This window comes from Roseicyclus salinarum, assembly GCF_029624655.1.
GTDB lineage: Bacteria > Pseudomonadota > Alphaproteobacteria > Rhodobacterales > Rhodobacteraceae > Roseibacterium > Roseibacterium salinarum.
Map to the genome: position 1 here is coordinate 88,507 of NZ_JARRSA010000007.1, position 24,736 is coordinate 113,242.

Sequence of the window (24,736 nt, forward strand, 5' to 3'; positions counted from 1 at the left end):
TCCTCCTTGCGTGGATCCTGGGGTGCGGCGCCGGCCTGCGCCGGCGGCCTCGGCCCATCACCTATCCCCGCCGGCCGAGACATCAACCTCGGCCTCGGGTCGGCCGCGGTCCGCGCGCGCCACCCGGCCGCTCCGCGCCTCCGCCTTGCAGCGGGCCGGAGTGCGGCCTAGCTTCCTTCATGCCGCCTGCCCCAGGAGCCCAGATGAAAGACGCCGTCCCCCAGCCCGTCCGGCTGTCCGACTATCGCCCGCCGAACCACCTCGTGGACGAGGTGCGGCTGACCTTCAGGCTGAAGCCGAAGGCGACGCGGGTGGTGTCCAACATCCGCTTCCGCCCCAACCCCGACGGCCTGACCGACGGCGATCTGCGCCTCGACGGCGAGGGCCTGCGCCTCATCCGCTGCTCGATCGACGGCAAGCCTTTGAACGCGCTGGATTACCTTCTGACGGCCGAGGGCATGACCGTGCCGTCCGGCCGCCTGCCCAAGCGCCCCTTCACATGGCAGGCCGAGGTCGAGATCAATCCCGAGGCCAACACCGCGCTCGAGGGGCTCTATACCTCGGGCGGCATGTTCTGCACCCAGTGCGAGGCCGAAGGCTTCCGCAAGATCATCTTCTATCCCGACCGTCCCGACGTCATGGCGCCCTTTTCGGTGCGGATCGAAAGCGACCTGCCGGTCCTGCTGTCGAACGGCAACCCGGTCGGGCGCGGCGCGGGCTGGGCGGAATGGCACGACCCCTGGCCGAAGCCGTCCTATCTCTTCGCGCTGGTCGCAGGCGACCTGGTGGCCGAGCGCGCGCCCTTCACGACGATGTCGGGCCGCGAGGTGGACCTCGCGATCTGGGTCCGCCCCGGCGACGAGGGCAAGTGCGACTACGCGATGGACGCGCTGAAGCGCTCGATGGCATGGGACGAGGAGGTCTACGGGCGCGAATACGACCTCGACGTGTTCAACATCGTGGCCGTGGACGACTTCAACATGGGCGCGATGGAGAACAAGGGGCTGAACATCTTCAACTCCAAGTTCGTCCTCGCCTCGCCCGAGACCGCGACGGACCGCGACTACGACCTGATCGAGGGGATCGTCGCGCACGAGTATTTCCACAACTGGACCGGCAACCGCGTCACCTGCCGCGACTGGTTCCAGCTGTGCCTGAAGGAGGGGCTGACGGTCTTCCGCGACCAGCAGTTCAGCGCCGACATGCGGTCGGCGCCCGTGCGGCGGATCGACGACGTCCTCGCGCTTCGCGCGCGCCAGTTCCGCGAGGACGCGGGGCCGCTGGCCCACAACGTGCGGCCCGACGCCTACATCGAGATCAACAACTTCTACACCTCGACCGTCTACGAGAAGGGCGCCGAGCTGATACGCATGCTGCGCCTGCTGGTCGGGGCCGACGCCTACCGCGCGGCGCTCGACCTCTATTTCCGGCGCCATGACGGGCAGGCCTGCACGATCGAGGACTGGCTGCAGGTCTTCGAGGACGTCACGCTGAGCGACCTGAGCCAGTTCAAGCGCTGGTACATGCAGGCAGGCACACCGAGGGTCACGGCGCGCTGGACGATCGAGGACGGCGAATTGCGCCTGACGCTGTCGCAGACGGTCCCGCCCACCTCGGGCCAGCCGCTGAAGGAACCCGTGGTGATCCCCGTCGCGCTCGGCTTCTACACGCCCGACGGCACCGAGTTGCTGCCCGAGACGCTCTGCGTGCTCGACGGCCCCGAGGAGACGCTGCGCTGGGACATCGCGAAACTGGCGGAGGGCGCGGATTGCCCGGTGCCGGAGCGCGTGATCCCATCGCTCCTGCGGGGATTCTCGGCGCCGGTGATCCTCGACGCGCCGCTCACCGCCGAGGACCGTCTGGTCCTGCTGGCCCATGACAGCGACCCCTTCAACCGCTGGGAGGCCGGCCGCAGCCTGATGCGCGAGACGCTTCTGGGGATGCTGAGCGGATCGAACGCGCCCGACCCCGCGCTTTTCGAGGCTCTTGGCAAGGCCGCGACAGACGAGACGGTCGACCCCGCCTTCCGCGCGCTGGCCCTCGCGCTGCCGTCCGAGGACGACATCGCGCAGGCCGCGACCGATGCACGCCTGGTGCCCGACCCCTCCGCGATCCACGCCGCGCGCCGCGAGCTTGCGCGGCGCATCGCCGAGGCGCTCCGGCCGTCGCTCGAGCGTCTTTACGACGATCTCGACCCCGGGCCCGTCTACAGCCCCGACGCCGAACAGGCCGCCCGCCGCGCACTGCGGAACACCTGCCTCGCGCTTCTGGCGCATGTCGAGGGGCCCGCGCGCGCGCAGGCGCAATACGACGGCGCTACCAACATGACCGACCAGATCGCGGCCTTCACCACGCTTCTGGAGCTTGACGACCCAGACATCGCCGGGCGCTTCTTCGAGCAGTGGAAGGGCGACCGCCTCGTCATGGACAAGTGGTTCATGGCGCAGATCGCCCACGCCCGTCCCGCCGACGCCGTGGCCGTCGCCGAGCGCCTGACCGGGCATCCGCAATTCGACTGGACCAACCCCAACCGCTTCCGCGCCGTGATGGCGGGCCTGACGGCAGGCAATCCGGCGGGCTTCCACGATCCGTCGGGGGCGGGCTACCGCTTCGTCGCCGACTGGATCCTGAAGCAGGACGCGAAGAACCCGCAGACCGCCGCGCGCATGTCCACGGCTTTCGAGACGCGCAAGCGCTACGATGCGGACCGCGTGGCGCTCATGGACGCCGAGCTTGCGAGGATCGCCGAGGCCGAGGGGATCAGCCGCGACCTCTCGGAGATGGTGGCGCGGATGCGCGCCTGAACGCGCGCCTCAGCGCAACAGGAACGTCGCCGATCCCACCAGCGCGATCAGCACCGGCTGGTGGGCGAGATAGACGATCAGCGAATGCCGCCCCGGCCATGCGAGACGCTGCGCCACGGGCGAGCCGCGCCAGGCCGCGAGGCGGTGCCACAGGCCCGTGGCGGTTCCGATCCGTCCCGCCGCGAGCCCGAGTAGGAACGGCCCGAGCCAGGGCGCGAGCGGGACGTAGTCGACCGAGCGGATCGGCACCGTCTGCAGGCCCGTCCACCACAGCCACCATGGATCGAACAGCTCGGCGCGCGCGACCTGCGGCGCGACGAAGGCAAGCGCCGCAAGCCCCGCGAGCGCCAGCGCGGGAAGCCGCAGCAAAAGCATCCCCACGAGGCTCGCCGCCGCGATGGAATGCAGGATGCCGAAAAAGATGAAGGCGTCGCGCAGCACCGGGAACGTCACGGCCGAGATCAGCGCGGCCGCGCCCGCCACCTTCGCGAAGCGCCGCCAGAATCCGCGCCACCTGCGACCCTGGCCCTGCGCCAGCCAGAGGCTCACGCCCGCGAGGAACAGGAAGCTGCCCGCCGTCGTCACCGCCAGCACCCGCCAGCCCCCGGAGGTAGAGGTGCCCTGCGCCACCCAGCCGAACATCTCGAGGTCGAAGACGAAGTGGAACACCGCCATCGCCACCAGCGCCGCACCCCGCGCGAGGTCGAGCGCCAGGATACGGCCCGGGCGCGCGGCGGACGGGGTGAATGACGCGCTGTCGCGCAGATCGACCGGGCTCATGGCATGGAACCTAACAGGTGCACAGGCGTTTGCCCATGTTGCGTGCCCGTCATCCGGGCGTTACGTTGGAGTGATTGCAGTCCGTCATGAACGTGCCCATGGACATGCAGAGCCGCATAGACCCGCTCATCGCCGAGCGCGCGCCCTGGCTGGCGACCCAGCATCCCGCTGCGGCCCTCGCGCGGGCGATCCTCGACCGCCTGCTTGGCCAGCGCCGCACCGTCGCCCTTGCCGAGGCGCTGGCGCCGCGCCCCGCCGAGGCGGTGATGGACACGGCCGCGCGCCTCATCGCGCGGCGCATAACGGCAAGCGGGCTGCAGAACGTCCCCTCGTCCGGGCCGGCCCTGATCGTCTCGAACCACCCCACCGGCATCGCCGACGGCCTCGTGCTGTGGCGCGTGCTCGCCCGGCGGCGGACAGACGCGTTCTTCTTCGCCAACTCCGACGTGCTGCGCGTCCTGCCCCAGCTCGACCGCGTGATCGCGCCGGTGGAATGGCGGCGCGACCGGCGGAGCCACGCCAAGGCGCGCGAGACGCTGGCCTATGCGCGCCACGCGCTGGTCGAGGAGGGGCGGCTGGGCGTGATCTTCCCGTCCGGGCGCCTCGCCAAGCGCAGGGGCCTCCGCCTGCACGAGCGGCCGTGGATGACCTCGGCCGCGACGCTGGCGCGCAAGCTTTCGGTGCCGGTGGTGCCGGTCCATGTCCGCGCGCGCAACTCGTCGCTGTTCTACGCCTTCGACGCGATCCACCCGACGCTGCGCGACATCACGCTGTTCCACGAGACGCTCAACAAGGCGCACACGCCCTACCGCGTCACGATCGGCGAGGCGATCGATCCCGCCACCCTGCCGCAAGATCCCGTCGAGGCGACCGAGGCGCTGCGCCGCGCCACCCTGTCGCTGGGAGAGACGGCGGACGGTCCGGGGATGCCGCTTCTCCCGCTCGACGTCCTGCGTCCCTCGGACGCGCGGGCCAGCGCGCCGCGCGCCTGAAAGTCTGCACCGAAGCGCCAGCGCCGCGCCCCCGGCAGGTCCAAGTTTGGCCCGAATCCGATGTCTTTGTCGCGGCATGGACAGCACATTCCAGCATGAAGCCCGCCCCGGAAACCTTCCGCTCAGCCTCTTCGCGCTGGCGGGCCTGATCCTTCTGGCGGCGCAGCTCTGGGCGATCATGCCGGGCTTCGTCATGCTGATCTTCATTCCCGCTCTTCTGGTCAGCATTGCACAGCTGATCGTCACGCCCGTCTACCGACTGCGCATGGCCGACGATGCGTGGCGGATCGAGGCCGGCGCGGAGGCGCGCGATTTCCCGTCGGCCGACATCGCCTACCTGCGCATCGTGGACCGGGGGCCGCATCCGCGCGGCTTCGTCGTGCTGTCCGACGGGTCCGAGACCGAGATGCCCCGCGACCTGGTGCCCGATCCGCTGATCCTGATCCGCGAAGCGACGCGGCGTGGCATCCCCGTGCGGCAGGACTGAACGCGCCTTCGCCGCGCGCGGCCGCCCGATCCGGCTCAGAGGGGGCTGAACGCCCTGCGCGTCACGACAGGTTCGGGCCGCACGAGGGGGCGCAGCCCCGGCAGCGGTGGCTGGCGGCAGAAATCCTGAGAGCTGACCCAGCTGCGCATCTGTTCGCGCTTGGCTCTGGAATGGAATGGCCCCCATTCGGCCGCGACCCCGCGCATCCCCTGCGACACGACCTGATCGCGGGGCACGTTCTCGCCCATGATGCGCATCGCGCAGCGCAGGTTGGCGGGCCCGTCCAGAAGCGCGTCGCCGGTGGTCGCCTCGCACCCCCTGCCCCGCGCGGTGCTGGGCGATATCTGCACCAGCCCGAACCACTGCCCGTTGCCCCCGACCGCCGTGGCGCGGTGCGTGCTTTCGTGCCATGCAAGCGCCGAGACGAGGCCCGCCCAGAACGCGCGGCGCTGGCTCGTGCCGCCGGCCGCGTAGCCGGGGCACCATTGGTCGATGTCGCGCGGAAGGGTCTGCGCCAGAGCGGCGCCGGGACCGCGCAGCGCCGCCATGACGGCGAGCGTCCAGGCCCGGTCACGCGGATGCCCTTCCCAGGCCAGCACCGGCGCGGCCCAGTCGTCGCGCGCGATCGGCCTGAGGCTGCGCAAGGGCGCAAGCGGCGCCATCGCGGTATCCGCCGGGCGCGGCGCGGGAAAGACCACCGCCCGCGGCCCCTCGCGCAGCGGCGTGACGATCTCGGGCGCGGTCGCAAGCGTCACCAGTTCCGAGGGACGCGACATGGCCGAGGACGTCACGAACACGGACGCCTCCTCCGCCGCAGCGGAGGAGGCCGAGGTCAGCGCGACGAGAATGGCCGCGGCCGCGCCCTTCGCATGTGACTGGATCTTCATGCACCGACACCCGGTTGCTGTTTTGCCGAGGGGCGGCCTAGACGCAGAACGCGCCCCTGCGCAACCCCGGGCGGCCGGAACGGCGTCCATCGGCCAAGATCGGCTCAGGCCGCGGCGCGATTCCGCCCGCCCTCGATCTCTTCGACGATCTTGTCGACAAAGGCCTCGAGATCTCCGGGATTGCGACTGGTGACGATGCCGCGGTCGACGACCACTGCCTCGTCCACCCATTCGGCGCCGGCGTTCGAGACATCCGTGCGGACAGAGGGATAGGAGGTCATGCGCCGCCCTTCGGCGAGCCCGGCCTCGACCAGAAGCCAGGGCGCGTGGCAGATCGCGGCGATGGGCTTGCCGGCCTCCGCGAAAGACCGCACGACCAGGAGCGCGCGGTCGTCCACGCGCAGGAGGTCTGGATTGATCTGGCCGCCGGGCAGCACGAGGGCGTCGTAGTCCGCCACCTCGATCCGGTCGAAGCCGAGATCCGCCTCGGCCTCGCGGCCCCAGTTGTCGGTATCCCAGCCCTTGACGGGCTTTCCGTTGGGCGTGGCCACATGGACCGTAGCACCCTTCGCGCGCAACGTGTCACGGGGCACTTCCAGTTCGGATTGCTCGAATCCGTGGGTCGAGATGATCAGGATCTTCGCGTTTTCGATATCGGGCATCGTTCGCCTCCTTCCAGGGGGCATGTCTTGCGGTTGGCCGCGAACCCGCGGCCGGCTCGGGGTCGCAACGCGGCCGGCGTCGCGCAGGTTCCTCGAGGGGTCCGCCCCCTTGCCGGGCACCGCCCGCTGACCTAAACGCTGGGAAGACACCGCACGGAGGCCGCCATGCTCGATCTGACCCCGGATCAGAAGAAACCGACGCCGAAGCCCAGGATCGTGTCGGGCGCGAAACAGGACTGGGAGCTGGTGATCGGCATGGAGGTCCATGCCCAGGTCGCCTCGAGGTCGAAGCTCTTTTCCGGCGCCTCGACGCAGTTCGGCGCCGAACCCAATTCCAACGTCGCCTTCGTGGACGCGGGAATGCCCGGGATGCTGCCCGTCATCAACGAGTTCTGCGTGGCGCAGGCCGTGCGCACCGGGCTGGGGCTGAAGGCCGACATCCACCTGCGCTCGGCCTTCGACCGCAAGAACTACTTCTATCCCGACCTGCCGCAGGGCTACCAGATCAGCCAGCTCTACCATCCCATCGTCGGCGAGGGGGAAGTGCTGGTGGAGATGGGCGACGGCACGGCGCGGACCGTGCGCATCGAGCGCATCCACATCGAGCAGGACGCGGGCAAGTCCATCCACGACATGGACCCCGCTATGTCCTTCGTCGATCTCAACCGCACGGGCGTCGCGCTGATGGAGATCGTTTCGCGGCCCGACATCCGCGGACCCGAGGAAGCCGCGGCCTATGTCGCGAAGCTCAGGCTCATCATGCTCTATCTCGGGACCTGCGACGGCAACATGCAGAACGGCAACCTGCGCGCCGACGTGAACGTGTCGATCTGCCAGCCCGGCGCATGGGAGAAATACCGCGAGACCGGCGATTTCTCGCATCTCGGCACGCGCTGCGAGATCAAGAACATGAACTCGCTCCGGTTCATCCAGCAGGCCATCGAATACGAGGCGCGCCGGCAGATCGCCATCGTCGAGGGCGGCGGCACCGTGGTGCAGGACACACGCCTCTACGATCCCGACAAGGGCGAGACGCGGTCCATGCGCTCCAAGGAAGAGGCGCATGATTACCGCTACTTCCCCGATCCCGACCTCCTCCCGCTCGAGATCGAGCAGGCATGGGTGGACGACATCGCGGCGAACCTGCCCGAACTGCCCGACGCCAAGAAGGCGCGCTTCATGGGCGAGCATGGCCTGTCGGACTACGACGCGAGCGTCCTGACGGCCGACCTCGCCGCGGCGCACTTCTTCGAGGCGACCGCCGCCGAGGCCGGCGACGGCAAGGCGGCCGCGAACTGGGTCATCAACGAGCTGTTCGGCCGCCTCAAGAAGGAAGAGCACGACATCACCGAAAGCCCGGTCTCCCCGCAGCAGCTGGGCGGCATCATCCGGCTGATCAGGTCCGGCGACATCTCGGGCAAGATCGCAAAGGACGTCTTCGAGATCGTCTACAGCGAAGGCGGCGACCCGGCGGCGATCGTCGAGGAGCGCGGCCTGAAGCAGGTGACCGACACCGGCGAGATCGAGAAGGCGGTGGACGAGATCATCGCGGCCAACCCCGCGCAGGTCGAGAAGGCCAAGGCCAACCCAAAGCTCGCGGGCTGGTTCGTGGGTCAGGTCATGAAGGCCACGGGCGGCAAGGCCAATCCCAAGGCGGTGAACGAGATCGTGTCGGCGAAACTCGGGCACTGAGGCGCGGCTGCCGAACGGACATCGGCCACGATCGGGCGGGGTCTGCGGCGATTGGCGCGCGCGGCACGGAAGGGATCGCCCCATCGCGGTGATCCGGGCTTCCGGCGGCGCGACCGTGCCCCCGTCAGGCCGCTTCACCCTTGCCCTCCTCCCCCCGCTGGACCTAAAGAACCCCGATCGCAACCGGAGGCTGTCCATGCCGTTCTACGAATACAAGGTCGTCCCGGCCCCCGAGAGGCTGCCGAAGGTCCGGGCGCTCAAGGGACCCGCGCGGTTCGCCCATGCGCTCGAGACGCTCATGAACGAGCTTGCGCAGGACGGTTGGGAATACTTGCGCGCCGAAACCCTCCCCGAGGAGGAGCGCAAGGGTCTGACCGGGCGCATCGAGGTCACGCGCAACATCCTCGTGTTCCGCCGCGAACTCTATTTCGAGGAGACCGGTGATGCCGGTTCCCACCAGGCCACCGCCGCGCCCGAGACGCCGCCCGCCGCCGCGCCCGGTCCGGGTCCGATCCGCGCGGAGACGCCAGCCCCGGCGCCCGCCCAGAACTTCGAACGCCGCCCGCTTTTCGCTGACAGGCGCGCCCCCGACGAGGACGCCTGAGCCGGACCGCCCGTCCCGGCGCGATGCGGACCGTTCGACGGTTGCGAAATCGCTCGGCCGCCGATGCACCTCGCGTGGGCCCCGGTCACTCCCGGATGGACAGGGACAGGGCGTGGATCTCGGCGACAAGCTCGCCGCCAAGCGCCTCGTGCACGGCGCGGTGGCGGGCGATCCTGCTGAGGCCCTTGAACTTCGCGCTCTCGATCGTCACCTGAAAGTGGCTTTCTCCACCCTCCTGATAGCCCGCGTGTCCCCTGTGGCGTTCGCTCTCGTCCACCACCTCGAGCACGCGCGGCTCAAAGGCCTCCGCCAGTCTCGACCGGATTTTTTCCGTCCGCGTCACGATTTCACAACCTCACCTCTTCACCTCGGTCGGCAAAACCCTAAACTGCCCGTTCCGAGTCGAGAAGGGCAGCCATCCATGACCGACAAAGACCCGTTCAACTTCGACCTTCGCGTCTCGACCGACAAGAAAAAGCGGCGCGGCGGGCGGCGTGGCATGTCCGGCGCCTTCGAAACCTCGCAGCGCCTCTGCGAGCACGAAGGCTGCGAGGAGCCGGGCCAGTACCGCGCCCCGAAATCGCCGGACAACCTCGAGGATTTCTACTGGTTCTGCCGCGACCACGTGCGCGAATACAACCTGAAGTGGAACTTCTTCGAGGGCACCACCGAGGCCGAGATGGAGGCGCAGCTCGACCGTGACCGCGTGTGGGACCGCTCCACCAAGCCGTTCAAGAAAACGGTCGAGGAAAAGGCCTGGGCCCGGCTCGGGATCGAGGACCCCCACCAGGTTCTCGGCGAGAACGCCACGCGCAATCCGGGCCGCAACGGCACCGGCAGCGCGGGGCGCAGGCTGCCCCCGACCGAACGGCGCGCCATCGAGATCCTCGACGCACGCGACAGCTGGAGCAAGACCGAGATCCGCAAGGCCTACAAGGCCCTGATCAAGGTGCTTCACCCCGACATGAACGGCGGCGACCGGTCCGACGAGGAGCGCCTGCAGGAGGTCGTCTGGGCCTGGGACCAGATCAAGGTCAGCCGCAACTTCCCCGACTGATCCCGAAGACCCGGCGGTCCGGTCGCGCTCAGGCGCGCCAGAACGCCGTGGTGAAAAGGACGAGCACCACGATCAGCTCGAGACGGCCGATCAGCATGGCCGCCGCGAGGATCCATTTCGCGGTGTCGTTGAGCGAACTGAAGTTCCCGGCCGGTCCGATCGTGTCGCCAAGCCCCGGCCCGATGTTCCCCAGCGCCGTCACAGCCCCCGAAACCGAGGTCACGACGTCGAGGCCCGTCAGGCCCAGAAGCACCGAGATCACGCCCAGCGAGACGAAGAACAGCACGAAGAAGGCCATCACCGAGGACAACACCTCCTCCGAGACGGGCCGCCCCTCGTAGCGGGGTTCGAACACGCCGTGGGGCGCGTAGAGCCTGCGCAGCTGCGTCGAGACGGAGGCGAAGAACAGCTGGTAGCGGAACACCTTGATCGAGCAGGACGTGGAGCCCGCGCATCCGCCGATGAGGCCCACGAAGAAGAAGATCACGACGGGGACCGGCCCCCAGAGCTGGTAGTCCACCGACGCGAAGCCGGTGCCCGAGATGATCGAGGTGACGTTGAAGATGCCCTCGCGGAACCCATGCTCGGGATTGTCGCCGTTCACGGCCACGCGGTAGGCCGCAAGCACCAGGGTCAGGACGAGGATGGTCGCGAGGTAGGCCCGGACCTGGCTGTCCACGAAGATCGGACGGGCGTTTCCGGCCACGAGCTGGATGTAGCGCACGAAGGGCAGGCTCGCGAGGATCATGAAGACCGAGGCGACGTATTCCAGCGGCCCCTGGAAGCTTCCGAACGAGGCGTCGCGGTTGGAGAATCCGCCCGTGGACATGGTCGTCAGCGCGTGCATCAGCGCATCGAAGGGCGGCATCCCGAGGGCGGCATAGGTCAGCCCGCACAGGATGGTCAGCGCGAGGTAGATGGCCGAGATGCGCGCGGCGATCTCGGTCGCGCGGGGCAGGATCTTGCCCATCGTGTCGAAGGCCTCGGAGCGGAAGATCTGCATCCCCCCCACCCGGAGTTCGGGCAGGAAGACCATCGCCACGACGATGACGCCGATGCCGCCGAACCATTGTAGAAGCCCCCGCCAGAGGTTGATGCCGATGGGAAGGGCGTCGAGACCGTTGAACACCGTGGACCCGGTCGTCGTCAGGCCCGACATGGCCTCGAAATAGGCGTCGACATAGCGCGCGCCGCTGCCATCGGCCTCTATCGCGCCGAACACGAAGGGCAGCGCCCCGAACAGCGGCAGCACGAACCAGACCCCTGTGGTCAGCAGGAACGTCTGCTGGATCGACAGGCCCGACGTCACGCCGTTGGCGCAGGCCAGCGTCAGCAGAAGTCCGAAGATCGCCGTGACGGCGGACGCCTCGGCGAAGGCGCCCCAATGCCCGTTGCCGGCGAGGATGTCGGCCCCCAGCGGCAACAGCATGGTGACCCCCAGCACAAGCACCAGGAGCCCCAGCACATAGCCCACTGGACGCATGTCGAACATGGCGCGGAGGGTTGGACGCAGGGTCCGCCGGTGTCAAGCGGGACCAGCCGGCGAACCCCGTGCAGCGTCCGTGTCCTTCCGCCTCAGCCCGCGTGGATCAGCGTGCCGAACAGGTGCGGATCGAGGCTTGCGGCCGCGAAGGTCTCGCCCTCGGTCAGGACGCTGACTGCGTCGTGGCTGTGCAGGCTTTCCTGATGGCTCGCCACCACGCGGAAATCGCCGACGCGCACGTCGCGCTCCAGTTGTTCGGCGAAGAGGCGCGCGGCGTCCTCCACGAAGATCGGGTTGGCCGCGTTCAGTTCGGCGAAGGCCTGCTCGTCCTCGCGCTTGACCATGACCTGGGTTTCCGTCGGGACGGCGGCGCGCGCCATCTCGATGAGGTCCTCGAACCACAGGCAGCCGGTGTCGGACTTCACCTCGACCGAGATGCGCGCGACCGAGCGCTGGGAATGCGGCGTGGCGAGCTGGCCGCGCGTCGATCGCGCGTGCTCGGACAGTTCCAGCGAGCATGGGCAGGTCGAGGAATAGACGTAGTCGAGATGGATCATCTTGCGGCGCACGCCGTCCCGCTCCACCAGTTCCAGCGCGATGTCGTAATACTGGTATCCGTGCAGGCCCGAGCGCAGGCTTTCCACGCGCATGGGGAAGCGCAGGCGCATCTGGATGCGCGCATCGAAGCTTTCGAGGTCGGCCTTGTAGTCGTCGAGCGCCGCCTCGATCACACCGAAGCTGAAGGTCTTGTCGGCATGGACGTAGAAGGACCGCATGATGCGGCTCATGTTGATGCCCTTCTTCTCGGCCTCGAGGCTGACGGTTCCGGTGACGGCCGCTTCGAGCGACACGTCGCCGTTGTCGCGCGTATGGAAGCGGATCGGCAGGCGGAAGTTGGAGATACCGACGTGCTGGATCTGCCGGTTGGCGCCCCGGATCAGCGAGGCGGGCCCGTTCTGAAGGTCGGGAAGGGTGTCCTTGTAGGCGGTGTCGGCGCGGAAGTCGGCCGGGTAGTCGCGCGCGAACTGAGGATAGCCGCCATCCCCGCGCAGAAGCCGCGCCACACCGGGATCGAGCGCCGCGACGTCCTCGGGCGCTGCGGTGTCCGCCCAGTCCCGCAGGAGGCGAAGCGCCTCGGCGGCGTCCTCGCGGGTGGGCATGTCGGTCTCGGTCGTCACTCGAATGTTCATGGCGGGTCCCCTTCAGCGGCTCTTCGATCCGTCCGCACCTCGGCGATATGGCGCGCCCGAACGAAAACCCAAGTCTTGTCTTTGAAACGCATTACGCTACCGCCGGGTTCGCGGATCAATTTTTCGCGCGCGGTCAAGCGGCTACGTCGCCATATCGCGTCACGAAACCGGCGAGGATCCGCTCGGGCACCGTGATGTCCTCGGCAAGGCACATCTCGGTCAGGCGACCGGCATCGGCCGGGTCGAAATAGCCGCGGTCGCGGTAGATGCGGATGCGCGTCGCGAAACTTTCGCCGTTGGCCTCGGGATGGAACTGCGTGGCGTAGACGTTGCGGCCCGTGCGCACCATCTGGACCGGGCAGGACGGCGCGGAGACGAGGTGCGCCACGCCCTCGGGCAGCGTCTCGACCGCCTCCTTGTGGCCAACCAGCGCGCGGAACGTGCCCGGAAGTCCCGCAAGCAGCGGATCGCGCGCGCCGTGCTCGGTCACGGTGCAATCGACGCCGCCGATGGGCTCGCCGAACCTGCCCTGCGCCACCCGCCCGCCCATGTGATGGGCAAGGATGCCGAGGCCGTAGCAGCAGCCCATGAACGGCATGTCCCGACCGACGATCGCTGGCATCAGTGACAGGATGTCGGCCTCGATCCGGGCCTCGAGGGCGGTCTTCTTCCCGGGCGGGTCCGACACGCAGCCCGGCCCGCCGCCCACGATGACGCCGGCGTAGTCGTCCAGAGACAGCTCGGGGATGGGCGCGCGGTCCAGCCGGATGCGGCGCACCTGCGCCTCGCCAAGCCCGCCCCGCGCGAGGAAGGCCGCGAATTCCTCGTCCGCCGCCTCGTCCTCGGGGCGCAGCTGCAGCACGAGGAAGCGCTTCACGCCGCGACCTCGCCGGCGGCGAAGGTCCGCTCCATCACCGCGTTGGGCAGGCTCAGGCCGTTGCGCCGGACCCTCTGCCGCTTGACCACGATCCAGCCCCTGGCGTCGAAGAAGGGCTCGGCCACGCGGCTCGCCTCGGTCTGGAGGCGCGTCAGGCCGGCCGCTCGCGCCCTGCCCTCGATCACGGCGTAGATCGCCGCTCCGACGCCCATGCCGCGCACGGAGGGATCGACATAGGCGAAGTCGAGGAAGCCGTCCGCGAGGTCCAGCGCCATGAAGCCCACCGGGCCCTCGCCGGTCTCTGCCACGACGGTCTCGATCTGCGACAGGCGCGTGTGCCATGCCTCGGGCGCCTGAACGCGCGGCGACCACGCGAGCCTCTGCGCCAGCGAGTAATGCGCCGAGGTGCCGCGCCGCACCGCGCGGTGGAAGACGCGCGCGATCGGCCCGGCGTCGTCGGGCCTGTAGTCGCGCACCACGAGGCCCCTCATGACGCTGCGTCCAGGGCCTGCGTCAGGTCGGCGATCAGGTCGTCGGCATCCTCGAGCCCCACCGAAAGCCGCACGAGGCCGCGCGTGATGCCCAGCGCCTCGCGGCTTTCCTCGCTCAGGCGCTGGTGCGTCGTTGTGGCGGGATGGGTGATGATCGACTTCGCGTCGCCGAGGTTGTTGGAGATCGTCACGAGACGCAACGCGTTGAGGAAGCGGAACGCCGCCTCCTGCCCGCCAGCCAGGTCGAGCGCGATGACCGTGCCCGGCCGCTCCATCTGGCGCGCGGCCAGCGCGGCCTGCGGATGCGAGGCGAGGCCGGGATAGATCACGCGGGCAAGGCCCGGCCGCCCCTCCAGCGCCTCGGCGATGGCCTGCGCCGTATCGGCCTGCGCGCGGCAGCGCAGTTCGACATGCTCCAGCGACTTCAGCATGACCCAGGCGTTGAACGGGCTCATCGCGCCGCCGGTGTGCTTGAGGTAGGGCTCGACCGTCTTGCGGATGATCTCGCGCGTGCCGAGGATCACGCCGCCGAGGCAGCGGCCCTGCCCGTCGATGTGCTTGGTCGCCGAGTAGATCACGACGTCCGCCCCCATCCCGATCGCATCCGAGAAGACGGGCGTGGCGAAGACGTTGTCGACGATGACAGTGGCCCCGGCGTCGTGCGCGATGGCCGAGACCGCCTCGATGTCGACGATCTCCAGGGTGGGGTTGGCCATCGCTTCGAAGAAGACGGCCCTGGTGCCGGGACGGACCGCCGCGCGCCATGCGTCGAGGTCGGTGCCGTCCACGAAGGTCACCTCGACGCCGTAGCGCGGCAGGATCTCCTCGAGGATGTAGAGGCACGAGCCGAACAGCGCGCGCGCCGACACGACGCGATCGCCCGCCCGCAGCATCGAGACGAGCGCGCCGTTGACGGCGGCCATGCCGCTTGCGGTGGCGAAGGCGTCCTCGGCCCCCTCCAGAGCGGCGATCCGGTCCTCGAACATGCGCACGGTCGGATTGCCGTAGCGGGCGTAGATGTATTCGTCCTCGCCCGCCTTGACGAAGCGCGCCTCGGCGGCCTCGGCGGTGTCGTAGACGAAGCCCTGCGTCAGGAACAACGCTTCGCTGACCTCGCCATACTGGCTGCGCCGGGTGCCTGCGTGGACCGCGCGCGTGCGTGACTTGAGCCTGGATCGGGATGTTCCGGTCGCGTCCTTCATGCCCCTGTCCTCCTTTGCCTGTCAGGGCCGGGTGTCGGGGGATGTCGGCACCCGTGGCCCCATTCGTGATGGCCGGGGGCGGGCGTCGCGGCGCTCTCCTCGACCTCTTTAGCGGTTTCTTTAGCGTGGCCCGCAATCCGGTTCACAAATCGCCACGTCGCGCGATTGCGTTACGCAAGCGCCAGCGCGCGGTCAAGACGGTTCCTTGGCGCAGGCGGGCATGGGGGCTTGCGTCCTCGAACGGACCGTCAGGGCGGGCCAATGGGGAGGGTGACCCGCCTTTTCCCCGCACATGGCGCTTGCATGGCGCGCGTCCCGCCCTCACCTCGATGGTGAATGGCGGGATTCCGGCATTCTCCCGCGCGCCGTCTGGTTTTCGGCAGGCAACCTGCCTATCGTGGCCGCACGAGGGGCGCCGGTAAAGACAGGGGTCGCATGAGTTCGAGTTTTCTTCAGGGCATCGCCTTCTTCGCGCTGAGCGTCATCATCGTCGTGGCGGCCTTCGGCGGTTTCGGGGTCCTGTGATGTCGCGGCGCTACGGCGGAGACTTCAGTCCCTCGGGACGTCGTGAAGGCGAGACGCCGCGCGAGACGGTCACGGCCGAGCGGCTGGAGCCGCCAAGCTTTCGCGGCCGCAAGCCGATGCGGCACGGCGCCAAGATCAATATCCTTTTCGTGCTGCCCCTCGTGGCCCTCGTGACCTCGCTGGTCCAGCCGGTGATGGCGCTCGCGGCGGACCTTGCGGGCGTCGCCGCGCTGTTTCTCGGCGCGTGGCTGACGCGCGACGGGGTGCGCGCCGAGGATGCCTTCGCCGAGCGCAGCGTCGCCCGCCGCCCCGCCATCCCGCGCAAGCTGTTCGGGTCGGTCGCCACCGGGCTCGGCACGGGACTGCTGGTCTTCGGCGGCAACTGGAACCCGGCCGGCGCCATCGTGGTCGGCCTGATCGCGGGCGGGTTGCACCTTCTGTCCTTCGGGCTCGACCCGATGCGCGACAAGGGGCTCGAAGGCGTGGACCGACGCCAGAGCGACCGCATCGCCCGCAAGATCGACGAGGCCGAGGGCGTGCTGGCCGAGATGACGGACGCCATCCGGCGCGCGCGCGACCGCCAGCTCGAGGCGCGCGTGGACAGTTTCGAGGCGACCGCGCGGCAGATGTTCCGCCAGGTCGAGGCCGACCCCCGCGACCTCGCGTCCGCGCGGCGCTACCTCGGCGTCTACCTAAAGGGCGCGCGCGACGCGACCGTGCAGTTCGCCGATCTCTACGCCCGCAACCGCGATCCCGGCATCCGCGCGGATTACATGGCGTTCCTCGACGATCTGGAGGACAATTTCGCAAAGCGCACCCGCGCGATGCTGACCGATGACCGGTCCAACCTAGACATCGAGATCGAGGTGCTGAGGGAGCGGCTCGACCGGGAAAACCTGCGCCTAGATGGATGAGGACAAGCTCATGAGTACGCAAAACCGCATACAGGCCGAGGAGGCCGCCAAACTGGTGGACGAGCTGAACGCCGTCGTCCTGCCCGAACCCTCGGCCGATCTGGTGCCTCTGCCGCAGGCCGACGCGCCGACCGCCGAGGAGATCGCGCGCCGCGTGGCCGAGATCGACCTGGGCGACACGAACTCGATCGTCTCCTTCGGGTCGGCCGCCCAGGCCGAACTTCAGCAGATCAGCCAGTCGATGCTTCAGGGCGTGAAGAACAAGGACGTGGGGCCCGCGGGCGACAGCCTGCGAGAGATCGTGGGCACGATCCGGGGCTTCTCGGTGGACGAGCTGGACCCCAACCGCAAGCAGAGTTGGTGGGAAAGGCTTCTGGGCAAGTCGCGGCCGCTGCACGACTTCATGGCGAAATACGAGGAGGTGCAGGATCAGATCGACCGCATCACCGACAACCTTCTGCACCACGAGCACGCCCTGATGAAGGACATCAAGTCGCTCGACCTGCTCTATGGCAAGACGCTCGACTTCTACGACGAGCTCGCCCTCTACATCGCAGCCGGCGAGGAGAAGCTGCGCGAGCTCGACCAGGAGACGATCCCGGTCAAGGAAGACGAGGTCATGGCCGCGCCCGAGGATGGACAGGTCCTCAAGGCCCAGGAGCTGCGCGACCTGCGCGCCGCCCGCGACGACCTCGAGCGCCGCGTGCACGACCTGAAGCTGACGCGGCAGGTCACCATGCAGTCGCTACCCTCGATCCGGCTGGTGCAGGAGAACGACAAGAGCCTCGTGACGAAGATCAACTCGACCCTCGTGAACACAGTGCCGCTGTGGGAGACGCAGCTGGCGCAGGCGGTGACGATCCAGCGCTCGACCGAGGCCGCGAAGGCGGTGCGCGAGGCGACCGACCTCACCAACGACCTGCTGACGCGCAATGCCGAGAACCTGCGCGAGAGCAACCGCATGGTCCGCCAGGAAATGGAGCGCGGCGTCTTCGACATCGAAGCGGTGAAGAAGGCCAATGCCGAGCTGATCGCGACGATAGAGGAAAGCCTCCAGATCGCGGACGAGGGCAAGCGCCGCCGGGCCGAGGCCGAGGCGGAGATGGAAAGGATGGAGACCGAATTGCGCGACACGCTGTCGGCCGCCTCGGCGCGGCGGCCCGCGCCCGGCGCCCCGGGCATGGCCACGGAAATTTGAAGGCCAGCGAAGGGAACGGCATGAAGCAGCTCTCGGCATGGCTCCTGGCCGCCCTGCCCCGTCTCGGGGCGGGGCTGACGGCATGTGCGCTTCTCGCAGCCTGCGTCACCGAGACCGCCGTTCCCGCCGCGCCGCCCGAACCGGTCGCCGAGCCCGAGCCGCAGGGCCCCTCGGCCGAAAGCCGCAGCTTCGCGCGATACTACGCCTCGGTGGAGGAGCGGCTTCTGTCGGACGGGCTTCTGCGCACCGACGGCGGCGGGCCCGACACGCCCTTCGGTGCGCGCGAGCTGGCGGCGAACTTCGAGCGCATCGCGCTTTACGACGAATACACGCTCTCGGGCGGGCGCTTCGTGGCCCAGCAGACGCCCTCGCGGCTGCGCCGCTGGGAGCAGCCGGTGCTCATGCAGGCGCATTTCGGCCCCCTCGTCGACGAGGAACAGCGCCGCACCGACCGCGCGCAGCTTGCCAGCTTCGCCGCGCGGCTTGCGCGCGTCACCCGTCACCCGATCCGCACCGTCACATCCTCGGGCAACTTCCACATCCTCTACATCGGTCGTGACACGCAGCGCGAGGTCGGCGGCCTCGTGCGCAGCCTCGTGCCCGGCATCAGCGCCGCGACCATCGCCGAGATCGAGCGGCTGCCGCGCTTCACCTTCTGCTCGGTCTACGCCTTCTCGGAGGCGGGCGGCGGGTCCAACTACGTCGCCGCCATCGCCATCATCCGCGACGAGCATCCACCGCTCCTGCGCCGCTCCTGCGTGCACGAGGAGATCGCGCAGGGTCTCGGCCTGCCCAACGACAGTCCCGCCGCGCGGCCCTCGATCTTCAACGACGACGAGGAATTCGCGCTTCTGACGCGCCATGACGAGCTGCTGTTGCGCATCCTCTACGACGACCGCCTCGAACCCGGCATGGAGCCCGACGAGGCGCGCCCGATCGTCCGCGAGATCGCCGAGGAGCTTGTCGGCGGCCCCGGCTGAGGCGCATAGAGCTTGTGGTTTCGAAGGAGTTGACCATGCCGATATTCGATTTCCTGTCCGGCCAGTTCATCGACGTCATCGAATGGACCGACGACACACGCGACACGATGGTCTGGCGCTTCGAGCGGCACGGCCACGAGATCAAGTACGGCGCGAAGCTGACGGTGCGCGAGGGGCAGACGGCCGTCTTCATCCACGAAGGCCAGCTTGCCGACATCTTTACGCCCGGTCTCTACATGCTCGAGACCAACAACATGCCGGTGATGACCACGCTCCAGCACTGGGACCACGGCTTCCGCTCGCCGTTCAAGTCCGAGATCTACTTCGTCTCGACCGCCCGCTTCACCAACCTCAAGTGGGGCACGAAAAATCCGATCATGCTGCGCGATCCCGAATTCGGGCCGACGCGCATCCGGGCCTTCGGCACCTATTCCGTGAAGGTCGCGGACGCGGGCCGCTTCATGACCGAGATCGTGGGCACCGACGGCGAGTTCACGACCGACGAGATCACCTTCCAGATCCGCAACATCATCGTGCAGGAATTCAGCCGCGTCGTGGCCTCCTCGGGGATCGCGGTCCTCGACATGGCGGCCAATACCGACGAGTTCGGAAAGCTCGTGGCGGCCCGCATCTCCGAGACGATCGCGGCCTACGGGCTGACGCTGCCAGAGCTCTACATCGAGAACGTCTCGCTGCCGCCGGCGGTTGAGGAGGCGCTGGACCGGCGCACCTCGATGGGTGTCGTGGGCGACCTGCACAAGTACCAGCAGTTCCAGACCGCCGAGGCGATGCGCGCGGCCGCCGAGAACCCCGGCGGCGACGGGGGCATGGGCGCGGGTCTCGGGATGGGAATGGGCATGGCGATGGCCAACCAGATGGCGCAGACGGGACCGTGGGGCGCGGCACCGGCACAGCCGCCGCAGCGCGCAGCACCGCCCCCGCCGCCGGTCGAGCATGTCTGGCACATCGCCGAGAACGGCCAGACGAAGGGCCCGTTTTCCAAGGCCTCACTGGGCCGGATGGTGACGGAGGGCAGCCTGAAGCGTGACACCTTCGTCTGGACGCAGGGCCAGGACGGATGGATGCGCGCCGAGGACGTGACCGAGTTGGCGCAGCTTTTTACCGTCATGCCGCCGCCCCCGCCACCTCCGCCGCCAGCCGGCTGAGCGGCCACCCTCCGGACCAGAACAGGGCGAGGCAGCCAGCACCGTGAGCGACGCAACGACACAGACCCGTCCCGAGGACGAACACCGCTTTCCGTGCGACAATTGCGGCGCGGACATGCGCTTCGCCCCGGCGGAGGGCAGGCTTGTCTGCGACCATTGCGGCAACGTCGAGGAGATCACGGACGACGCGCCCGAGGCGGGGCCGTGGGGCGAGGCGCCCGGCGGCATCCGCGAGCTGGACTTCCGCAGCGCGCTGCGCGACCGGCTCGATGCGTCCGAGATGGAAGAGACGCGCGTCACGCAATGCCCCTCGTGCGGGGCGCAGGTGACGCTTGCGGCCGACGTCCACGCGAAGGAATGCCCCTTCTGCGCGACACCCGTCGTGACCGATACCGGCACCCACCGGCACGTCAAGCCGCAGGGCCTGATCCCATTCCAGCTGACCGAGAAGCAGGCCCACGACGCGATGAACGACTGGCTCGGGCGGCTCTGGTTCGCGCCGAACGGCTTGCAGGACTATGCCCGCAAGGGCCGCAAGATGGACGGCATCTACGTCCCGTTCTGGACCTACGACGCGGATACGCGCACCGGCTACAGCGGCCAGCGCGGCACGGCCTACCACGTCACGGTGCGCGGCGCGGACGGCAAGACCCGGACCGTGCGGCGCATCCGCTGGCGCCACGTCACAGGGCGCGTCTCGCGGTTTTTCGACGACGTCCTCGTGCTTGCCTCGCGCTCGCTGCCAAAGGGGTTCACCGACGGCCTCGCGCCGTGGTCGCTCGAGGCGCTGCAGGAATACCGCCCCGACTACCTCTCGGGGTTCCGCGCCGAGGGCTACACCGTGGATCTCGACGAGGGGATGCAGGAGGCGCGCGCCATCATGGACGCGCAGATCCGGCAGGACATCCGCCGTGACATCGGCGGCGACGCGCAGCGCATCGGGGTCTACGACACCGACATCTCGGGCGTCACCTTCAAGCACATCCTGCTGCCCGTCTGGGTCGCGGCCTACCGCTACCGGGGCGAGCCCTACCGCTTCGTCGTCAACGGTCAGACCGGCAAGGTGCGGGGCGAGCGCCCCTGGTCGGCGATCAAGATCGCGATCGCGGTGATCCTCGCCATCATCCTCGGTGCGGCCGTGTTCTACGGGCTGCAAATTGCCGACGAGGGCGGCCTGGACTTCGGCGGACTGCAGGGCGGCGGCCCGCCGGGCCTGCCCCTCCCCGAGGGAAAGTAAGGCGGCGACCTAGGCTTTCTTTATCTTCACCTTGCGTGCGGTCTCGGCATCCGCGCCCGCCTTGCGGGGCACGAGGATCGTCAGAAGACCGTCCTTCAGCGTGGCCTCGATCTTTGCCTCGTCGGCGTCGGGCGGCAGGCGGAAGCTGCGCGAGAACGAACCGTAGGACCGCTCCGAGAAGAACCAGGTCTCGCCCTTCTCCTCCCGCTCGGACGACTTCTGGCCGGTCACGGTGACGACGCCGTCGCCGAGGGACACGTCTACATCCTTGTCCCGAACGCCCGGAAGCTCCACCGCGATGCGGTAGGCGGATCCGTCCGAGGACGCCTCGGAGGCCGGCGCGAACCAGTCGGCGATCTGGGACCCAATGCTGCGGAACGGGTCCCAGAGGGACGGCGTCTGGCCGGACTTGTGCGACGATTCAACCATGATGACCTCCTGTGGTTGCTCTGACGTGACGGTTCCATCCCTGGCCCGCCCCTGTCATTTACCTGCGTAAATGAGGCTGGCGGCGCGAGGACCGGATCGCTAGCAATGACCCGGCAACGAAAAGGGAGAAGCCGATGATCCTGTGCGCGGGCGAAGCCCTGATCGACATGCTGCCGCGCAAGACCGAGGGGGGCGAGGCCGCATTCGCGCCCTATCCCGGCGGATCGGTCTTCAACACGGCGGTGGCGCTTGCGCGGCTCGAGGCGCCTGTGGCGCTGTTCACGGGCCTGTCCGACGACCTGTTCGGCGAAAGGCTGTCGCGCGTGCTGACGGTCAACGGCGTGAACCATGCGCTCGCGGCGCGATCCTCGCGGCCGACGACACTGGCCTTCGTGTCGCTGACCGGCGGACAGGCCGCCTATACCTTCTACGACGAGAATACGGCCGGTCGGATGCTGTCGCCGGCCGACCTGCCCGAGATCCCGCAGGACTGCGCGGCGGGCTTCTTCGGGGGCATCTCGCTGGCGGTGGAACCCTGCGCCGAGGCCTATGTCGCGCTGGCCGAGGCGATGTCGGCCTCGGGGCGGCTCGTGATGCTGGACCCCAACATCCGCGCGGGCTTCATCGCCGACGAGGCGCGCTACCGCGCCCGGATGGAGCGGCTTCTGTCCATCGCGGACGTCGTGAAGGCCTCCGACGAGGATCTCGCGTGGCTCATGGGCGACGGCGATCTGGGCGCGCTGGCCGAGGCGGTGCGGTCGCGCGGGCCCGCGCTGGTGCTCGTGACCCGCGGGGCGGAGGGCGTCACGGCCTATTTCGGCAACGAGCCCGTCCAGGTGGCCGCGCCCCGCGTCGAGGTGGTCGACACGGTCGGCGCGGGCGACACGTTCAACGCGGGCTTCCTGGCCGGCCTCCACGATGGCGGGCGCCTGTCAGCCGACGCCGTGCGGGACGGCCTGTCCGAGGACGCGCTGCGCGCCGCGCTGGAGCTTGGCGTGCGCGCGGCGGCCGTCACGGTGTCGCGCGCAGGCGCGAACCCTCCGAAGCGCGCGGACCTGCCGTGAGGGCGCTGGTCCAGCGGGTCACGCAGGCGCGCGTGGAGGTCGGCGGCGAGGTGATCGGGCGCAGCGGACCGGGGCTGATGATCCTGGTCTGCGCGATGCAGGGCGACACCGAGGGCGCGGCCGACAGGCTGGCCGCCCGGATCGCGAAGCTGCGCATCTTCGAAGACGAGGCGGGCAAGATGAACCGCTCGCTGCTCGATACCGGGGGCGGCGCGCTGGTGGTCAGCCAGTTCACGCTGGCCGCCGACACCAGCCGCGGCAATCGTCCGGGCTTTTCCGCCGCCGCGCCGCCGGAGGAGGGCGAACGTCTCTACCGGCATTTCGCCGAGGCCCTCGCCGCGCTCGGGCCGCACGTCGAGACCGGGCGCTTCGGCGCGGACATGGCCGTCAGCCTGACCAATGACGGGCCGGTGACGATCTGGATCGAAGCCTGAGCCCCGCCCCAGCCGGGTCGTCGGGTGCATAAAAATGGGGCAAATCCGCCCAAAAATGTGTCAGCACCGCCCGCAAACCCCTGATTTTCAGGCACCTGCATATCGTGCTTTTCCTCAGCCGCCGCTCTGTTACGGTTTGCTCGGAGGCAGGATGAGCGACACGTCACGATATTTCGACGAGATGCTGGGGCCGGACGGGACACCGCGCTCGCCCTATGGATCCTATCACGGATGGTTCTCGGGCGAGGACATGCGGGATCTGCGGAAGAAGTCGGTCGAGGCCGAGACGTTCTTCCGGCGCACCGGCATCACCTTCAACGTCTACGGCGCGGCCGAGGCCGACGAGCGGCTGATCCCGTTCGACATCGTGCCCCGGATCATCTCGGCCCGCGAATGGGCGCGGCTGACGCGCGGCATCGAGCAGCGCGTGCGCGCCATCAACGCCTTCCTTCACGACATCTATCATCGCCAGGAGATCTTGCGCGCGGGCCGCATTCCCGTGGATCTGATCGCGCGCAACGACGCGTTCCTGCCGCAGATGATCGGCGTCGCGCCGCCCGGCAACGTCTACACCCACATCGTCGGCGTCGATCTCGTGCGCACCGGCGAGGACGAGTTCTTCGTCCTCGAGGACAACGCCCGCACCCCCTCGGGCGTCTCCTACATGCTCGAGAACCGCGAGACGATGCTGCAGATGTTCCCCGAGCTGTTCAGCCGCATCAAGGTCCAGCCGGTGCAGGACTATCCGCTGAACCTGCGCCGGTCGCTGGCGGCCTGCGCTCCCGTGAACTGCACGAACGAGCGCACCGTCGCGGTGCTGACGCCCGGCATCCACAACTCGGCCTATTTCGAGCACGCCTTCCTGGCCGACCAGATGGGCGTGGAGCTGATCGAGGGCCACGACCTGAGGATCATCGACGGCAAGGTGGCGATGCGCACGACGCAGGGCTACAAGCCCATCGACGTGATCTACCGCCGCGTCGACGACGACTTCCTCGATCCGATGAACTTCAACCCGGACTCGATGCTGGGCGTGCCGGGCATCATGGACGTCTACCGCGCGGGCGGCGTCACGATCGCCAATGCCCCCGGCACGGGCATCGCCGACGACAAGGCGATCTACAGCTACATGCCGGAGATCGTGGAATTCTACACCGGCGAGAAGGCGATCTTGCAGAACGTGCCGACGTGGCGCTGCTCGGAGGCCGACGCGCTGGCCTACGTCCTCGACAACCTCGAGGAGCTGGTGGTCAAGGAGGTGCACGGCTCGGGCGGCTACGGGATGCTCGTCGGCCCCGCCGCCTCGAAGAAGGAGATCGCGGCCTTCCGCAGGAAGCTCAAGGCGCGTCCCGGCAACTACATCGCGCAGCCGACGCTGGCGCTCTCCACGGTGCCGATCCTGACGAAGGCGGGCCTCGCGCCGCGCCACGTGGACCTGCGCCCCTTCGTGCAGGTCCGCCCCGACGGCTGCACGATCACGCCCGGCGGGCTGACGCGCGTGGCCCTCAAGAAGGGATCGCTGGTCGTGAACTCGAGCCAGGGCGGCGGCACCAAGGACACCTGGGTGCTGGAGGAATAGCG

24 protein-coding genes and 1 riboswitch are annotated in these 24,736 nt (G+C 68.9%); of the genes, 14 read left to right on the forward strand and 10 right to left on the reverse strand.

What is annotated here, in order from left to right:
• The first annotated feature begins 203 nt into the window (after positions 1 to 203).
• Entirely contained in the window at positions 204 to 2,804 is a 2,601-nt protein-coding gene (gene pepN, locus P6F26_RS06495; RefSeq protein WP_278027843.1) for an aminopeptidase N, read from the forward strand.
• A gap of 9 nt (positions 2,805 to 2,813) precedes the next feature.
• Here pepN and P6F26_RS06500 read toward each other — a convergent pair whose 3' ends face one another.
• Positions 2,814 to 3,584 (reverse strand): heparan-alpha-glucosaminide N-acetyltransferase, encoded by a 771-nt coding sequence (locus tag P6F26_RS06500; protein WP_278027844.1) that lies wholly within the window; start codon positions 3,582 to 3,584, stop codon positions 2,814 to 2,816.
• 86 nt (positions 3,585 to 3,670) lie between these two features.
• Here P6F26_RS06500 and P6F26_RS06505 point away from each other — a divergent pair, with 86 nt between their 5' ends.
• Together P6F26_RS06505 and P6F26_RS06510 are read left to right on the forward strand one after the other, a co-directional pair.
• The gene (locus P6F26_RS06505) at positions 3,671 to 4,576 is read left to right on the forward strand and encodes a 1-acyl-sn-glycerol-3-phosphate acyltransferase (RefSeq protein WP_278027845.1); all 906 of its coding nucleotides are present in this window, start codon (positions 3,671 to 3,673) and stop codon (positions 4,574 to 4,576) included.
• 76 nt (positions 4,577 to 4,652) lie between these two features.
• A complete protein-coding gene (locus P6F26_RS06510) occupies positions 4,653 to 5,063 on the forward strand; it encodes a hypothetical protein (RefSeq protein WP_278027846.1) in 411 nt (136 codons plus the stop codon).
• 35 nt (positions 5,064 to 5,098) lie between these two features.
• On the opposite strand, the gene P6F26_RS06515 is transcribed toward P6F26_RS06510, so the two are convergent.
• Complete coding sequence (locus tag P6F26_RS06515; protein ID WP_278027847.1) at positions 5,099 to 5,950, reverse strand: transglycosylase SLT domain-containing protein; 852 nt, start codon at positions 5,948 to 5,950, stop codon at positions 5,099 to 5,101.
• Between the two features lie 104 nt (positions 5,951 to 6,054).
• The gene (locus P6F26_RS06520) at positions 6,055 to 6,612 is read right to left on the reverse strand and encodes a type 1 glutamine amidotransferase domain-containing protein (protein ID WP_278027848.1); all 558 of its coding nucleotides are present in this window, start codon (positions 6,610 to 6,612) and stop codon (positions 6,055 to 6,057) included.
• A gap of 165 nt (positions 6,613 to 6,777) precedes the next feature.
• Between P6F26_RS06520 and gatB the strand changes: the two genes are divergently transcribed.
• A complete protein-coding gene (gene gatB, locus P6F26_RS06525; RefSeq protein ID WP_278027849.1) occupies positions 6,778 to 8,304 on the forward strand; it encodes an Asp-tRNA(Asn)/Glu-tRNA(Gln) amidotransferase subunit GatB in 1,527 nt (508 codons plus the stop codon).
• A gap of 196 nt (positions 8,305 to 8,500) precedes the next feature.
• A complete protein-coding gene (locus tag P6F26_RS06530; protein ID WP_278027850.1) occupies positions 8,501 to 8,908 on the forward strand; it encodes a DUF4177 domain-containing protein in 408 nt (135 codons plus the stop codon).
• A gap of 85 nt (positions 8,909 to 8,993) precedes the next feature.
• Here P6F26_RS06530 and P6F26_RS06535 read toward each other — a convergent pair whose 3' ends face one another.
• On the reverse strand, positions 8,994 to 9,251 hold the full coding sequence (locus P6F26_RS06535) for a BolA family protein (protein WP_278027851.1): 258 nt from the start codon (positions 9,249 to 9,251) through the stop codon (positions 8,994 to 8,996).
• Positions 9,252 to 9,329: 78 nt separating this feature from the next.
• Between P6F26_RS06535 and P6F26_RS06540 the strand changes: the two genes are divergently transcribed.
• A complete protein-coding gene (locus tag P6F26_RS06540; protein ID WP_278027852.1) occupies positions 9,330 to 9,965 on the forward strand; it encodes a DnaJ domain-containing protein in 636 nt (211 codons plus the stop codon).
• A 28-nt stretch (positions 9,966 to 9,993) separates the two neighbouring features.
• Here P6F26_RS06540 and P6F26_RS06545 read toward each other — a convergent pair whose 3' ends face one another.
• From P6F26_RS06545 to metZ, 5 genes are all read right to left on the reverse strand, one after another.
• Positions 9,994 to 11,457, reverse strand: coding sequence for a TrkH family potassium uptake protein (locus tag P6F26_RS06545; RefSeq protein ID WP_278027853.1), 1,464 nt, complete (start codon positions 11,455 to 11,457; stop codon positions 9,994 to 9,996).
• A gap of 83 nt (positions 11,458 to 11,540) precedes the next feature.
• On the reverse strand, positions 11,541 to 12,638 hold the full coding sequence (folE2, locus tag P6F26_RS06550; protein WP_278027854.1) for a GTP cyclohydrolase FolE2: 1,098 nt from the start codon (positions 12,636 to 12,638) through the stop codon (positions 11,541 to 11,543).
• Between the two features lie 133 nt (positions 12,639 to 12,771).
• On the reverse strand, positions 12,772 to 13,515 hold the full coding sequence (locus tag P6F26_RS06555; protein ID WP_278027855.1) for a glutamine amidotransferase: 744 nt from the start codon (positions 13,513 to 13,515) through the stop codon (positions 12,772 to 12,774).
• Positions 13,512 to 14,006 carry a GNAT family N-acetyltransferase gene (locus P6F26_RS06560; RefSeq protein WP_278027856.1) on the reverse strand — a complete coding sequence of 165 codons (495 nt, stop codon included), beginning with the start codon at positions 14,004 to 14,006 and terminating at the stop codon, positions 13,512 to 13,514. The genes P6F26_RS06555 and P6F26_RS06560 overlap by 4 nt, the downstream gene beginning before the upstream one ends.
• A complete protein-coding gene (gene metZ, locus P6F26_RS06565) occupies positions 14,003 to 15,208 on the reverse strand; it encodes an O-succinylhomoserine sulfhydrylase (protein ID WP_278027857.1) in 1,206 nt (401 codons plus the stop codon). Before metZ ends, P6F26_RS06560 begins: the two co-directional genes overlap by 4 nt.
• Positions 15,209 to 15,295: 87 nt before the next feature.
• Positions 15,296 to 15,374, reverse strand: a riboswitch (SAM riboswitch).
• A 358-nt stretch (positions 15,375 to 15,732) separates the two neighbouring features.
• Here metZ and P6F26_RS06570 point away from each other — a divergent pair.
• The 5 genes from P6F26_RS06570 to P6F26_RS06590 all read left to right on the forward strand — a co-directional run bounded on the left by P6F26_RS06570 (position 15,733) and on the right by P6F26_RS06590 (position 21,228).
• A complete protein-coding gene (locus P6F26_RS06570) occupies positions 15,733 to 16,647 on the forward strand; it encodes a 5-bromo-4-chloroindolyl phosphate hydrolysis family protein (protein WP_278027858.1) in 915 nt (304 codons plus the stop codon).
• Between the two features lie 10 nt (positions 16,648 to 16,657).
• Positions 16,658 to 17,845 (forward strand): toxic anion resistance protein, encoded by a 1,188-nt coding sequence (locus P6F26_RS06575; RefSeq protein ID WP_278027859.1) that lies wholly within the window; start codon positions 16,658 to 16,660, stop codon positions 17,843 to 17,845.
• A 20-nt stretch (positions 17,846 to 17,865) separates the two neighbouring features.
• Positions 17,866 to 18,825, forward strand: a complete 960-nt coding sequence (locus P6F26_RS06580; RefSeq protein ID WP_278027860.1) for a DUF2927 domain-containing protein — start codon at positions 17,866 to 17,868, stop codon at positions 18,823 to 18,825.
• Between the two features lie 35 nt (positions 18,826 to 18,860).
• Positions 18,861 to 19,991, forward strand: a complete 1,131-nt coding sequence (locus P6F26_RS06585; protein WP_278027861.1) for an SPFH domain-containing protein — start codon at positions 18,861 to 18,863, stop codon at positions 19,989 to 19,991.
• Between the two features lie 115 nt (positions 19,992 to 20,106).
• Positions 20,107 to 21,228, forward strand: a complete 1,122-nt coding sequence (locus P6F26_RS06590; RefSeq protein WP_278027932.1) for a TFIIB-type zinc ribbon-containing protein — start codon at positions 20,107 to 20,109, stop codon at positions 21,226 to 21,228.
• Between the two features lie 9 nt (positions 21,229 to 21,237).
• On the opposite strand, the gene P6F26_RS06595 is transcribed toward P6F26_RS06590, so the two are convergent.
• Positions 21,238 to 21,657, reverse strand: a complete 420-nt coding sequence (locus tag P6F26_RS06595; protein WP_278027862.1) for an Hsp20/alpha crystallin family protein — start codon at positions 21,655 to 21,657, stop codon at positions 21,238 to 21,240.
• Between the two features lie 134 nt (positions 21,658 to 21,791).
• Here P6F26_RS06595 and P6F26_RS06600 point away from each other — a divergent pair, with 134 nt between their 5' ends.
• The 3 genes from P6F26_RS06600 (at position 21,792) to P6F26_RS06610 (ending at position 24,734) form a co-directional block, all read left to right on the forward strand.
• The gene (locus tag P6F26_RS06600) at positions 21,792 to 22,721 is read left to right on the forward strand and encodes a carbohydrate kinase family protein (protein WP_278027863.1); all 930 of its coding nucleotides are present in this window, start codon (positions 21,792 to 21,794) and stop codon (positions 22,719 to 22,721) included.
• Positions 22,718 to 23,155, forward strand: a complete 438-nt coding sequence (gene dtd / locus P6F26_RS06605; RefSeq protein ID WP_278027864.1) for a D-aminoacyl-tRNA deacylase — start codon at positions 22,718 to 22,720, stop codon at positions 23,153 to 23,155. Before P6F26_RS06600 ends, dtd begins: the two co-directional genes overlap by 4 nt.
• A gap of 151 nt (positions 23,156 to 23,306) precedes the next feature.
• Positions 23,307 to 24,734, forward strand: coding sequence for a circularly permuted type 2 ATP-grasp protein (locus tag P6F26_RS06610; protein ID WP_278027865.1), 1,428 nt, complete (start codon positions 23,307 to 23,309; stop codon positions 24,732 to 24,734).
• Positions 24,735 to 24,736: the final 2 nt, after the last annotated feature.

Bases quoted from the DNA above. Each gene is read 5' to 3' on its own strand.
- P6F26_RS06595 (WP_278027862.1), bottom strand. From the start codon at position 21,657: ATGGTTGAATCGTCGCACAAGTCCGGCCAGACGCCGTCCCTCTGGGAC.
- P6F26_RS06540 (WP_278027852.1), top strand. From the start codon at position 9,330: ATGACCGACAAAGACCCGTTCAACTTCGACCTTCGCGTCTCGACCGAC.
- P6F26_RS06585 (WP_278027861.1), top strand. From the start codon at position 18,861: ATGCCGATATTCGATTTCCTGTCCGGCCAGTTCATCGACGTCATCGAA.
- P6F26_RS06590 (WP_278027932.1), top strand. From the start codon at position 20,107: ATGCGCTTCGCCCCGGCGGAGGGCAGGCTTGTCTGCGACCATTGCGGC.
- P6F26_RS06510 (WP_278027846.1), top strand. From the start codon at position 4,653: ATGGACAGCACATTCCAGCATGAAGCCCGCCCCGGAAACCTTCCGCTC.
- P6F26_RS06610 (WP_278027865.1), top strand. From the start codon at position 23,307: ATGAGCGACACGTCACGATATTTCGACGAGATGCTGGGGCCGGACGGG.
- P6F26_RS06530 (WP_278027850.1), top strand. From the start codon at position 8,501: ATGCCGTTCTACGAATACAAGGTCGTCCCGGCCCCCGAGAGGCTGCCG.
- P6F26_RS06500 (WP_278027844.1), bottom strand. From the start codon at position 3,584: ATGAGCCCGGTCGATCTGCGCGACAGCGCGTCATTCACCCCGTCCGCC.
- metZ (WP_278027857.1), bottom strand. From the start codon at position 15,208: ATGAAGGACGCGACCGGAACATCCCGATCCAGGCTCAAGTCACGCACG.
- P6F26_RS06560 (WP_278027856.1), bottom strand. From the start codon at position 14,006: ATGAGGGGCCTCGTGGTGCGCGACTACAGGCCCGACGACGCCGGGCCG.
- P6F26_RS06600 (WP_278027863.1), top strand. From the start codon at position 21,792: ATGATCCTGTGCGCGGGCGAAGCCCTGATCGACATGCTGCCGCGCAAG.
- P6F26_RS06520 (WP_278027848.1), bottom strand. From the start codon at position 6,612: ATGCCCGATATCGAAAACGCGAAGATCCTGATCATCTCGACCCACGGA.
- P6F26_RS06575 (WP_278027859.1), top strand. From the start codon at position 16,658: ATGAGTACGCAAAACCGCATACAGGCCGAGGAGGCCGCCAAACTGGTG.
- P6F26_RS06570 (WP_278027858.1), top strand. From the start codon at position 15,733: ATGTCGCGGCGCTACGGCGGAGACTTCAGTCCCTCGGGACGTCGTGAA.
- P6F26_RS06515 (WP_278027847.1), bottom strand. From the start codon at position 5,950: ATGAAGATCCAGTCACATGCGAAGGGCGCGGCCGCGGCCATTCTCGTC.
- folE2 (WP_278027854.1), bottom strand. From the start codon at position 12,638: ATGAACATTCGAGTGACGACCGAGACCGACATGCCCACCCGCGAGGAC.
- P6F26_RS06545 (WP_278027853.1), bottom strand. From the start codon at position 11,457: ATGTTCGACATGCGTCCAGTGGGCTATGTGCTGGGGCTCCTGGTGCTT.
- P6F26_RS06580 (WP_278027860.1), top strand. From the start codon at position 17,866: ATGAAGCAGCTCTCGGCATGGCTCCTGGCCGCCCTGCCCCGTCTCGGG.
- pepN (WP_278027843.1), top strand. From the start codon at position 204: ATGAAAGACGCCGTCCCCCAGCCCGTCCGGCTGTCCGACTATCGCCCG.
- P6F26_RS06505 (WP_278027845.1), top strand. From the start codon at position 3,671: ATGAACGTGCCCATGGACATGCAGAGCCGCATAGACCCGCTCATCGCC.
- gatB (WP_278027849.1), top strand. From the start codon at position 6,778: ATGCTCGATCTGACCCCGGATCAGAAGAAACCGACGCCGAAGCCCAGG.